We start from the raw sequence: 13,043 nt of genomic DNA on the forward strand, positions 1-13,043 counted from the left end.
ACTAAAATCCGTAAATCTGTATAGGATGGGTTAAAGAGGTTAATATGAAGAAATTTTTAATGATATTTTCAGCTATTCTTACTGTTTTTGTTTTAGCATCTTGTGGTGCAAACAAAAAAGATGAAAAAATAGAACCTTCGGCAATACAATCATCTTCTACCAAAGAGGAACAGAAGGAAAACTCTACGAAGTCAGAGAGCCAAACTAGTACAAGTTCTTCAATGGCAACGCCGTCAACAACAATGGAAACGAAAAGCGAAACAGGAAAAGATTTGTACAAGGAAGTAATAGAGCGGTACAATCACTATCAGGCACTTTTAAGTAGTGGTGACCGAGAATCCTTGTATGAAAAGTTGAAACAGAACAAGATTTTTTCTGAAGAGTATGGCTATATCTTTACACTAAGCACCTACGATAAACCAGCTAGTCTTCATTATGTGTTTGCTGATTTAAATAATGATGGTCAGGATGAATTGATTATTGGAGATAAAAAATATATAGGGGCCATTTACTATTTAGAGAATAAACAACCCAAGTTGCTTCATACAGCTTATGTAGCTTCTGCAGGTGGTTTTCGTTCAAGTTTAGTTATCTATGAAAATGGTCAAGTCAGATATGCAGACTGGCAGTCAACACGACCAGAAATGAACTTAAGTCTGTATGCTTTTGATAAAGACGGAGTACAGAAGATTAAAGAAGGAATCTTTCAAATTGGTAGTGATCAAAAGCCAGAGCAAATCTTGGGGATTTCTTCTAATGAACTTGATTTAGCTAAATTTGAATGGAAAGAATTTCAGCCAGTCAACTAGTATTCGATGAAATTCAATACTAGACTAGATCCTAAAATCAAAAAATGGAGAATTGAATAGAAGTACACAAAAACCAAGGATAAAAAATTCCTTGGTTTTTTGCTAGCTAGAAAAAAGGATTGAAGGTTTTTTCGTGAGCAATAGTAGTAGCTGGACCATGCCCTGGATAGACATCATAGTTTGGCAGGGTGAAGAGTTGGGTCTGGATACTATGAAGGAGTTGCTCCATGCTACCAGTTGGAAGGTCGGTCCGTCCAATAGTTTCTCGGAAAAGAGCATCCCCTGTTAAGACTAGGTGAGCATCAGGAAAGACGATAGAAACACCACCGATAGAGTGACCTGGTGTTGGCAAGACAGTGAAACGAAATTCCTCTAATTGATATTCCTCATGAAAGCTAAAAGTGTGCTCAGCCGGTTTTGCGACCACATCTGCCATATCATCGTGGCGGGGAAGTCCAGAGAGATTATCGACAGGAGTATAGAGCCAGCTAGCCTCACTCTCTGCAATATAGACAGGAGGATTGCCAAAAGTCTCGCGAACCAGGTCCAGACTCATGATATGGTCATAATGGGCGTGGGTCAAGAGAATAGCACAGATCGGTTTGTTGATGTTCTCTATTGTCTGACGAATGGCTTCCCAATGGCTACCAGGATCAACAACGATGAGGTTCTTTTCACCTTCCAGGTAATAGGTGTTTTCATAGGCAACAGGATTCACAGTTTTATGGATTTTCATATTAGCTCCAATCTCAAAGAATGTACTAAGATAAGTATAGCACAGTTGGGGAGAATAGAGTGGACAGAAAATCCTTCTCTTTTAAAGAAGGTTACTGGTTATCTATTTCATTCTGTCTAAAATAAAGATAGCTATTTTTAGAGTTATGAACTAGCTAGAGCTTTTAATTGACTGGGATTTAAAATAAAGTTAATGATTTGGAGAGTGAATTAATGAAACAAGTAAATTGTACTCTGTATTAGAAGAAAGTTTGTAATAAAAGAAAACAAAATATACATGTATAGTTAATATAAATTAATATACTGATTATTAAAAAATATAGTGTGTGGCCTATGACAGTTTGATGCATCTTATTTTACAACTTAAAGAGTCTGAAAATTGTTGTATTTTTGGAAAATATTTATTTTAAATTTAGAATAAAAAAATAAGTCATTTTATTTGCTACAGACTAGAAAATATGATATCATAAAGTTGTATGTTGTAAACAATTTTATGATATCAAACTTCACTTCTAACATCTTTTGTTTCATCTGAGGTTACCTGTGAGTTTTCGATATCAATAACTTGTAAATCGACATCAAAATAAAAAAGGAGGTTGTGGGTCTAAATGAAAGGCAAGCAACAACAAGATTTTAGAGTAGAAAAGTACATCCGTTATGGTATCCGGAAATATAGCTTTGGAGCAGCATCAGTAGCAATTGCAGCTGGTTTGATGTTCCTTGGAAATGGTGCGGTATCAGCAACGGAAGTTCAAGGTGCTGAAACATCAGTAGCGGCAGCTACTGCCCCAGCAAATCAAGCGGATTCTAATAAAGATAAGGAAGCCGTTAAGCCAGAAACTAAAGTAGCGGAAGCAAAACCTGAAGTTAAAGTACAGGAAGCTAAAAAAGTTAATAAAGCTGTCCTAGAAGCAAGCATTGCAACTTTGGAGTCTAAACTTTCAACTGCTAAATATGCAGATGCTACAGTAGTAAGCTCAGCTAAGGAAGTATTGGCAGCAGCTAAAGCAACTCTTGCAAAAGCAGATGCTAGTCAAGCTGATGTAGATGTTCAAGCAGAAACTGTATCAGCATTGAGTACTGTAGTTACTGAATCAAATACTGCTGGTTTCGATAAAAAGAAAGCAGCAGAAAAAGAAGTGGCTAAAGCAGAAGCTGAAAAGAAAGCTACTCCAGCAGAAAAATCTCTTTCAGAAGCTAAATCAGCGCTTGACAAAGCTTCATCAGAAGCAGATGTAACAAACAGACTTGCAAAATCTGAACTTTCTAAGAAGGAAGTGAAGGAAGAAAACAAAGCAGCTGTTGAAGCAGCAGTAGCTAAAAACCAAGCAGTTCTTACTGAAACTAAGGCTCTTCTTGCTGATAAGAGTGTAACAAAAGAACAAGTAGATGCTCAATTGGCTCGTCTTAACGAATCAATCCTTGCAGTTTACAATGAATTGAAAAACGCAGGAATCGGCCGTGATGGTAAGTTCGCAGTCAACTTGGAAGATGCTCAAACAACAGCACTTAAAGACTCATCTACAGAAGCAGGACAAAAATGGTTGGCAGATCATGGTTACTCATCTCTAGCTGATATTCCTATCTTAAACAAAGGAAAAGATGATAAAGAGATAAAAGAAGCTTCTAAGCAAATCCAATGGCTAGATTTTACAGACACAGCAGCTTGGACTAACTTAGATGCAGATGGACAACTTCAAATCGGTTCAACTTTCAAAAAGGAGTTGATGCCAGGTTATGTTGTAACATTAACTGTTAAAGAGATGAAACCGTTCCATGCTACAGAGACTTATAAAAATCGTGTGGCGGGAACTGCTAGTGAAGATACTTATAATCCAGATGCAGTAAATAGCTTTAAACAAGCGACTGGTATCGGTGGTTCTGCTCAAACAAAATGGGCACACGTGAAAAACGCAGGTTTTGATACTGATCCACATAAAACTACCATTGCGGGTACTGATGATAAATCGGTTCAAAAGAATGGTACTATCGCTGGTGTAGTATTTAGTGTTGATGCTGAATATAACGGTAAGAAAACAAAACCAACTATTTTAATGACATCTGGTGAAGATATCAAGGTAAACGAAAGTGAAATCTACACTACAAACGGAACGCCTTGGGATTTATATGCATTGGTAGGTAACGCAGCAGAAACAACTCCTTATCAACCTAATGTGAAGATGAAAAATGTCACAAGCCCTCAAGAATTTAGCCCTGCAGACGCTAAACTTCAAAAAGCGTTAGCAAATTCTGCTTTTTCAACACCTGATACAGCAACATCAGGATTAGGTTCTCAAGTCTTTGGTAGTTACATCAATGGTGAAGGTGGTAACAAAGCTACACCAATCGTATCTACTGCAGGAGCAACTGAAGTTGGATTCTACATCATTTCGGGTGGAGCTCAGTCATCTATGATTGGTATCTCTTTATCAGACTTTGGAGATCTTCCAGAATCTTATGGTAAAGCAGAGCATTCTCTCAGAACATCTACTACTGACTATGCAACCAATCAAGTAGAAGAAATTCAACAACCATATCTAGGTACAGTAAAAGCTGACCCTGAAGCGCAAAATGGTGAGCGCGTACGCGGTATCGGATCAGATGATGCTACTGACAATGGCGATGAAGGTGTAGCACAACTTATTGCTCTAGAAAATGTTCATATCAATAAAGATAATGGTGAACCAGAAGTTAAACTTGTCCAAGGTGCAGATAATACATACCGTGTCAAAGTAGTTGCTTCAGCAAATGGTAATGACAAATACACAGGTACAGTAGAACCTGCTTACGTGCGTGGATTTATCGATTTCAACAATAACGGTAAATTCGATGAAGGTGAAGCATCTGATATCGTTAAAGTAACTGGAAACAATGAAACAGTGGAATTAGTGTTCCGAAACACTCAGGTTGTTGATACAACTAAAGATAAAGTTAACTTCCGTACACGTATCGCTAAATCTGAAAAACAAGTAACCAAACCTACTGGTATTGCTTTCTCAGGTGAAGTAGAAGATAACCAAATTCAAGTTGCTTTACCTCCACGTGGAGATAAGGAAGAAACAACTGGTAAACAAGGTGAAACTCAGTCTGTAGGTATTGAATTTGTATCACGTGCTCTAGGGGACGATGCTTCTAACCTTGGTTCAAACAACGGAAATACTACTTTCAATTCATACGGTAAACTAGATTACTCTGAACAACCAAACTCTATTAGCTTAGAAACAACTAAGAAAAAACAATCTCAAGGTGTTATGATTGTAGATCCAAGTGGAAACTTGGTGAAATCATACACTAAAGCAGGTCAAGGTACTTATACAGTAACTGATGACAAAGTTACCTTCACTCCAGAGCCTAACTTTGTTGGTAAAGCAGATGGTATCGTACTTCGTGCTGTAGATGCTAATGGTCATTCAACTGGATGGACAGCCCTAACAGCACAACACGGTCTTGAAAATATCAATGATGGAACACACACAACATCTGAAAAAACAATGGATGCTGTATACATTCCAACAGTAACTCCAAAAGAAATCGTTGGAACTCCGGAAACATCGACAGATATTCAAGGTAAACCACAAACGAAAACACCTAAATTCTCAATCGACGTAGATAAAGATGGTGATGGCACTGCTCCAGACGCAGTAACTCCAAGTGCACAATATCCAGCTAAACTAGTTGATCCAGCAACTGGACAGCCAACAGATGAAAAAACTGTAACAGTACCAGGTGAAGGAACTTACACAATCGATCCAACAACTGGAGCGGTAACCTTCACACCAGAACCACAATTTACAGGAACTGCTAAAGGTATTAATGTATCATTAACAGCGCCAGTAGGTCAAGATAAAGATGGAAATCCGGTAACAGCTACAGCTACAGCTAAATACACACCAACTGTGACACCAGTAACACCAACAGCGGATCCAGCTACTTCAACAGGAGTACAAGGTGAAACTCAAAAAGGAACTCCTACATTTACAGAAGGAAACTCTGAAGTTCCAATTAAAGAAGGTTCTGTCAAACTATTGAATCCAGATGGAACAGAAGCAACTGGACCAGTTGATGCATTGGATCCAAATGGAAACAAGGTAGGTACATACACTGTTGATCCAACAACAGGAGAAGTAACATTCACTCCAACAGATAAAACTTATGTAGGACCAGTGCAACCAGCAAACGTACAAGCTGAAGATAAAAATGGAACTAAAGTTAAGACAACTTACACGCCAACAATTGTCGGAGTAACCCCAACAGCAGAACCAGCTAAATCTGTCGATATTCAAGGTGCAACTCAAGAAAGTACAGTTTCATTTGAACCTGGTAAGACTACAATTGCTGGAAAAGAAAAAACTGTAGATATCGATCCATCCACTTACACACTTCTAGGTGAAGATGGTCAACCAGCTACAGAAGTTCCAGCTAAAGATCCAGAAGGAAATGTAATTGGTAAATACACACTGAAAACTGTAGATGGTAAAGCGGTGGCAGTGTTTGAACCAACAGATAAGACATACTCTGGAGAAGTTCAACCAGTAAGAATCCAAGCTAAGGATAAAAACGGAACAGCTGTTGAAACAACTTATACACCATTAATTACTCCAGTAGTTCCAACAGCAGAACCAGCTAAATCAGAAGCTATCCAAGGTGACGTTCAAAAAGGAACTCCAACATTCGCTCCTGGAGACACTATTGCTCCAATTAAAGAGAATTCATACAAACTTCTTGATAAAGAAGGAAATGAAGTTCCAGCAGGACAAACAACTCCAGCATACGCTGAAGATGGAGTAACCCCAGTAGGTACTTACTCAATCGATCCAGCAACAGGTGAAGTAACCTTCACACCAACAGATAAATCTTACACTGGTAAAGTAACACCAGCTAACGTTCAAGCAGAGGACACAAATGGAACTAAAGTTTCTACAACTTACACTCCATCAATCATTCCTGCACAACCAGAAGCAGAACCAGCAAAATCTGTCGATGTTCAAGGTGCAACTCAAACAGGTAAACCAGTATTCCAAGGTGGAACAGCTATGGTTAATGGTGAAGAGAAAACTGTTGAAATCGACGATACAGTACCAGCTAAATTGGTAGATCCAAAAACTGGAGAACAAGTTGATTCAGTCACTGTAGAAGGTGAAGGAACATACACAGTAGCTCCAGATGGAACAGTAACCTTTAAGCCAGAACCACAATTTACAGGAGTAGCCAAAGGTGTTGAAGTAGTTCGTCAAGATAAGAACGGCACACCAGCTAAAGCTACATACACACCGGAAGTCAAACCAGTAACACCAACAGGAACAGATGCTGTAACTGAAGATATTCAAGGTTCAACTCAAACAGGTAAACCAGAATTCAAGGGTGGAACAGTAACAATCGATGGTAAAGAGAAAACGGTTGAAATCAACGAAGATAAACCAGCTAAATTGGTAGATCCAAAAACAGGAGATCCGGTTGATTCAGTAACTATCGATGGTGAAGGAACATACACAGTAGCTCCAGATGGAACAGTTACATTCACACCAGAAAAGAACTTCACAGGTAAAGGAACAGGTGTCACAGTTCAACGCGAAGATAAGAACGGCACACCAGTTAAAGCTACTTACACACCAGTTGTTAAGAAAGCAATACCAACAGGAACAGATGCAGTAACTGAAGATATCCAAGGTTCAACTCAAACAGGTAAACCAACATTTGAAGGTGGAAAAGTTACTGTAAATGGTGAAGAAAAAACGGTTGAAATCAACGAAGATAAACCAGCTAAATTGGTAGATCCGAAAACAGGAGATCCAGTTGATTCAGTAACTATCGAAGGTGAAGGAACATACACAGTATCTCCAGATGGAACAGTTACATTCACACCAGAAAAGAACTTCACAGGTAAAGGAACAGGTGTCACAGTTCAACGCGAAGATAAGAACGGCACACCAGTTAAAGCTACTTACACACCAGTTGTGAAACCAGCAACACCAACAAGTTCAGATGTTATCACTACAAATGTTCAAGGTGCTACTCAAGAAGGAACACCAACATTTGAAGGTGGAAAAGTTACTGTAAATGGTGAAGAAAAAACTGTAGAAATCGACGAAACTGTTAAGCCAACATTCGAAGATGGAACAACTGAGAAGAATGTACCAGGCGAAGGAACTTACACAATCGACGAGAACGGTAAAGTAACCTTCACACCAGAGAAGACATTCACTGGTCAAGCAACAGGTGTAACTGTTAAACGTGTAGATAAGAACGGCACACCAATCACAGCTAAGTACACTCCAGTAGTCGTTCCAGTAACACCAACTTCAAAAGATTCTGAATCAGAAGGTCCTAAAGGACAGCCTCAATCAGGAACACCAACATTTGAAGGTGGAAAAGTTACAATCAACGGTAAGGAAGTTCCAGTTGAAATCGATGAAACTGTTAAACCAACATTTGACGATGGTACAACTGAGAAGAAAGTACCAGGCGAAGGGACTTACACTATTGATAAAGATGGTAAAGTAACATTCACACCAGAACCAAACTTCGTAGGAAAAGCTAAAGGTGTAACAGTTAAACGTGTAGATAAGAACGGTACACCAGTAACAGCTAAGTACACTCCAACAGTACGTCCTGATACATCATTCGTTGATAAAGATGGTAACCCACTTTCACCAACAGAAGACGGAACTAAACCATCTAAAGATATCCCAGGATATAAGATTGTTAAAACTGAAGTAGACGAAAAAGGAAATACAAAACACATCTATGAGAAAGTTACAACAACTCATAAAGATAAAGATGGAAATGTAATTCCAGGAACAACTACTGAGGAAGGTACAACTCCTAAGAAAGATATTCCAGGCTACCGCTTCGTAGAGACTAAGAAACTTCCAAATGGCGATACAGAGCACGTTTATGAGAAAGTTAAGACAAGTCACAAGGATAAAGACGGAAATGAAATTCCAAACTATCCAACAGAAGACGGCGAACAACCTAAGAAAGATATCCCAGGTTACCGCTTCGTAGAGACTAAGAAACTTCCAAATGGCGATGTAGAACACGTTTATGAGAAAGTTAAGACAAGTCACAAGGATAAAGACGGAAATGAAATTCCAAACTATCCAACAGAAGATGGCGAACAACCTAAGAAAGATATCCCAGGTTACCGCTTCGTAGAAACTAAGAAACTTCCAAATGGAGATACAGAGCACGTCTACGAAAAAGTTAAGACATCATTCAAGGATAAAGAAGGAAACGAAATTCCAGGAAATCCAAGTGAAGATGGCGAACAACCTAAGAAAGATATTCCAGGTTACCGCTTCGTAGAAACTAAGAAACTTCCAAATGGAGATACAGAGCACGTCTACGAAAAAGTTAAGACATCATTCAAGGATAAAGAAGGAAACGAGATTCCAGGAAATCCAAGTGAAGATGGCGAACAACCTAAGAAAGATATTCCAGGTTACCGCTTCGTAGAAACTAAGAAACTTCCAAATGGAGATACAGAGCACGTCTACGAAAAAGTTAAGACATCATTCAAGGATAAAGAAGGAAACGAGATTCCAGGAAATCCAAGTGAAGATGGCGAACAACCTAAGAAAGATATTCCAGGCTACCGCTTCGTAGAAACTAAGAAACTTCCAAATGGAGATACAGAGCACGTCTACGAAAAAGTTAAGACATCATTCAAGGATAAAGAAGGAAATGAGATTCCAGGAAATCCAAGTGAAGATGGCGAACAACCTAAGAAAGATATTCCAGGTTACCGCTTCGTAGAAACTAAGAAACTTCCAAATGGAGATACAGAGCACGTCTACGAAAAAGTTAAGACATCATTCAAGGATAAAGAAGGAAACGAAATTCCAGGTAATCCAAGTGAAGATGGCGAACAACCTAAGAAAGATATTCCAGGCTACCGCTTCGTAGAAACTAAGAAACTTCCAAATGGAGATACAGAGCACGTCTACGAAAAAGTTAAGACATCATTCAAGGATAAAGAAGGAAATGAGATTCCAGGAAATCCAAGTGAAGATGGCGAACAACCTAAGAAAGATATTCCAGGTTACCGCTTCGTAGAAACTAAGAAACTTCCAAATGGAGATACAGAGCACGTCTACGAAAAAGTTAAGACATCATTCAAGGATAAAGAAGGAAACGAAATTCCAGGAAATCCAAGTGAAGATGGCGAACAACCTAAGAAAGATATTCCAGGTTACCGCTTCGTAGAAACTAAGAAACTTCCAAATGGAGATACAGAGCACGTCTACGAAAAAGTTAAGACATCATTCAAGGATAAAGAAGGAAACGAGATTCCAGGAAATCCAAGTGAAGATGGCGAACAACCTAAGAAAGATATTCCAGGCTACCGCTTCGTAGAAACTAAGAAACTTCCAAATGGCGACATCGAGCACGTCTACGAAAAAGTTAAGACATCATTCAAGGATAAAGAAGGAAACGAGATTCCAGGTAATCCAAGTGAAGATGGCAAGCAACCTAAGAAAGATATTCCAGGCTACCGCTTCGTAGAGACTAAGAAACTTCCAAATGGTGACACAGTTCATGTTTATGAAAAAATCATTCCTTCTGTGAAACCAGAACCTGCGAAACCATCAAAACCAGCTCCAGCTAAACCAGCTAAGGAATTGCCTAATACTGGTACAGAAGATCACTCAAGCCTAGCAGCTCTTGGACTTCTTGGAGTATTGAGCGGATTTGGTCTTGTGGCACGCAAGAAAAAAGAAGACTAATGTTTTAATCATTAAAGATTAAACAAAGGAATTCAATTTCATAAATGAAAACCCAACTAATCAAGTGATTAGTTGGGTTTTTTATGTGGATTATCTATTTTTCCATGCTTGGTAACGGGTATCAATCAATAACTGGGTGAGGCGTCCCATGGTTTCCCTTTCTTCTGGAGTGAGAGATTGAGCTTGGACGAAGAGATGACGAATGTGTTCGATAGCCTTTAAGGAAGACAAGTCATTGATAGATGTAATACCAGAATCAAGAATGGTGCCAAAGAAGAGATCGAAGTAGAGCTGGAGTTCTTCGTCAGAGACTGTGGCCACCCACTCCTTGATGGTTGTGTCAACTTGTTGGCTATCACTGTTGGTTTTATCTAGTTGGACGAAGTGCTTGTCTTCAATCTGCCAACTAAAGGTATCGTGCTGGGCGATACCACCTAAGGCAGTACTGTGCACGATGATTTGCTGGTTAGGGATTTCTAGCATCATACCGATGATGGAACCTTGTGGAATGAAGACCTTGGTTTTATCCATTATCCTTTGATAGCCCTCGGTTTGTGTCAATTCTGTGTGGAGACCAGGCGCATCAAAGGTATAAACTGCTGTGATCTGATCTTGCAAGTTTTGCTCAATTTGACTAGCAGCATAGATGGCTAAATTTCCTCCCTTGGAATGTCCAGCCAGAATGACCTTTTGCTTAGGATGGTGGGCAAAAAAGTTCTTTAAATAGCGGAGGGCATGCTTTTGAGCAGGAATTTCCTTCATATAAGTCAGGTGGAAATCTTCCTTCCAGCCAATGATACTGTCATCAGTCCCACGAAAGACAATCAGATAGGTATCGAGATTGAGGTGGTAGGTCATAGCTGCAAATTGTTTTTGCAATTCAGGATTGATGTCATTGATAAAATGGGAGAGTTTGCAATTTTTGAAGCGTTTGTGTCGAGCTAATTCATCCAATAGCTGGAGGCGATTTTTGCTGGTCAACATGTTAGGCTCTCTTGGAACCTGAGGTGCCAGGTCTAAAAGTCGCATAGGAGTTGTGGAGACCAAATTATCAAAGGAGAGGTAGGTGATTTCTGTTAAGGCTAGAATGTCTAACTCATTTAAAGGAAGATCGTAAAAGGAATCGTGTGCGACATCTTTCAGGTAGTCAAAAATATTGGTCATAAGAACTCCTTTCTTTTTATTTATCTTATCACAATCACATATAATTTACTAGTTGGTTTGTACGAGCTCTCTACATACTGACCTATAATGGTATGATTCAGACACATAGAAGACAGTTTGCTTTTATTTCAAACCTCTAAACATACTTGTTTGTATCTGTTTGGCGTCAATCCCATTCTCTTTTAAGAAATTCTTCATCTCATTTATATCATCAGGTTGGCCGGTTAAGAGATAAATAGCTTGGTTACCGTATTTCACAACCGCATTTTTTAAAAATGCTTGGCTTTGAGAAAAGGTTTCGCTAGTTTTATAAGTTAGATTCGGATTATTCTTACTAAGCTCTCTTAACTCATTATCAAAAATGTTTACTCCTTTGTCTAAATGATTAAGAATGATGGAGCGCTTACCAGCCCACTCTTTCACAACTGGACGTAGAGTAGAAATACCGACATCAGAGGCAAAACAAACCAGTGCTTGGTCATTGTCTTTAACAGATAAAGATGACTCCAGCCAACTCATCTCAATTTTACTACCAGCTGGTAAATGTGTTAAGGTTTCCTTAAACACGCTACCACTATTATGGGTTACAATAAGAATTTCATCCTCATCAGGAGTGGAAGCAAGGGTTAGCCATCGACTGGTCTGCTCTCCCTTAGCTTCGTTTTTCATAGCAGCGGACGACGTATCAGGGAGTGTAAACTTAGCAAAAGCTCCAGCTTTCCAGGTTTGATGACTCGGCTTTGTGATATGAATTAAATACAGATCTCCTCTGGGGTTTTCGATGGATTTTATTGATAATGTCTGACTTCGTCCAAGATAGGCGATGGCACCCCAAGTTATAAGAGCTAGTAATCCAAGTGTTGATAGAATGATAATAAACATTTTTTTACCTCTTTTCATTTTTTATGACTCCTGTTCTTATTTTTTGAATGAACCAAAAATAAAATTCATTCACATATTATCAAAAAATAAAGAAAACCATTTTCTTTATTTTAGAACTCCTTTTATGAAGTTGGTTGCAAGTATTTCGACAGTTTTGCCAATATCTGGAAAATCTTTTTCCGTGATATGCATATCCATGTAGTAAAATAGGTTGTAAACTTGTAAAATCTCTTGAATTTTTTCTGGAGAATACCCCTCAGCCTGCATACGATTTGTAAAAGTTTTAACAAGAAACTGATGAAATGGATTTGCGACTTTGCCCTTTTCTGAGGAATAGTAGCTATGCAACTCATCGGCTATGGCAGGATTGTACCATTCTGCAAGGATTTTATTAGAAGAAACGAGTGCTCTGGACTGAGCAAAGAGTTGACTAATAAGATCAATCATATCAATTTCCCAATCCAGTTCTTCAATCATAGCTTGGCGAACACGGTTGTTTTCATCTATGTAGATGTCTAGAAAAATGGCTTCTTTACTCTCGTAATAGTTATAAAAAGATCCGACTGCCATATGAGCTTGTCTAGCAATTTCTGAAATTCCTGTCGCCTTGTATCCTTTTTTTGAAAAAACTTCATAAGCTGCGGATTTCAAAGCCTGTTTTTTGTCCAATTTGATTCACCTCTTTTCTGAATGAATATTAAATCCTATTCATTCATATCTTAACAAA

The 13,043-nt window shown here is 38.7% G+C and carries 6 protein-coding genes; 2 read left to right on the forward strand and 4 right to left on the reverse strand.

Features of this window, described 5'->3' with window-relative positions:
• Positions 1–44: 44 nt before the first annotated feature.
• Entirely contained in the window at positions 45–809 is a 765-nt protein-coding gene (locus D7D53_RS01270; RefSeq protein WP_120769877.1) for a hypothetical protein, read from the forward strand.
• Between the two features lie 106 nt (positions 810–915).
• On the opposite strand, the gene D7D53_RS01275 is transcribed toward D7D53_RS01270, so the two are convergent.
• Positions 916–1,545, reverse strand: a complete 630-nt coding sequence (locus D7D53_RS01275; RefSeq protein WP_120769878.1) for an MBL fold metallo-hydrolase — start codon at positions 1,543–1,545, stop codon at positions 916–918.
• A 607-nt stretch (positions 1,546–2,152) separates the two neighbouring features.
• Between D7D53_RS01275 and D7D53_RS01280 the strand changes: the two genes are divergently transcribed.
• A complete protein-coding gene (locus D7D53_RS01280) occupies positions 2,153–10,270 on the forward strand; it encodes an Ig-like domain-containing protein (protein ID WP_120769879.1) in 8,118 nt (2,705 codons plus the stop codon).
• Between the two features lie 90 nt (positions 10,271–10,360).
• Here D7D53_RS01280 and D7D53_RS01285 read toward each other — a convergent pair whose 3' ends face one another.
• From D7D53_RS01285 to D7D53_RS01295, 3 genes are all read right to left on the reverse strand, one after another.
• The gene (locus tag D7D53_RS01285; protein ID WP_120769880.1) at positions 10,361–11,434 is read right to left on the reverse strand and encodes a DUF2974 domain-containing protein; all 1,074 of its coding nucleotides are present in this window, start codon (positions 11,432–11,434) and stop codon (positions 10,361–10,363) included.
• A 123-nt stretch (positions 11,435–11,557) separates the two neighbouring features.
• Positions 11,558–12,334, reverse strand: a complete 777-nt coding sequence (locus D7D53_RS01290; protein WP_120769881.1) for a ferredoxin reductase domain-containing protein — start codon at positions 12,332–12,334, stop codon at positions 11,558–11,560.
• 87 nt (positions 12,335–12,421) lie between these two features.
• On the reverse strand, positions 12,422–12,991 hold the full coding sequence (locus tag D7D53_RS01295; RefSeq protein WP_120769882.1) for a TetR/AcrR family transcriptional regulator: 570 nt from the start codon (positions 12,989–12,991) through the stop codon (positions 12,422–12,424).
• Positions 12,992–13,043 lie beyond the last annotated feature (52 nt).

The sequence above is a fragment of the Streptococcus gwangjuense genome (genome assembly GCF_003627155.1).
Classification (GTDB): Bacteria; Bacillota; Bacilli; order Lactobacillales; family Streptococcaceae; genus Streptococcus; species Streptococcus gwangjuensis.

What these genes read in the sequence shown, in the direction of transcription:
- D7D53_RS01270 (WP_120769877.1), top strand. Translation starts at nt 45, where the DNA reads ATGAAGAAATTTTTAATGATATTTTCAGCTATTCTTACTGTTTTTGTT.
- D7D53_RS01275 (WP_120769878.1), bottom strand. Translation starts at nt 1,545, where the DNA reads ATGAAAATCCATAAAACTGTGAATCCTGTTGCCTATGAAAACACCTAT.
- D7D53_RS01280 (WP_120769879.1), top strand. Translation starts at nt 2,153, where the DNA reads ATGAAAGGCAAGCAACAACAAGATTTTAGAGTAGAAAAGTACATCCGT.
- D7D53_RS01285 (WP_120769880.1), bottom strand. Translation starts at nt 11,434, where the DNA reads ATGACCAATATTTTTGACTACCTGAAAGATGTCGCACACGATTCCTTT.
- D7D53_RS01290 (WP_120769881.1), bottom strand. Translation starts at nt 12,334, where the DNA reads ATGAAAAGAGGTAAAAAAATGTTTATTATCATTCTATCAACACTTGGA.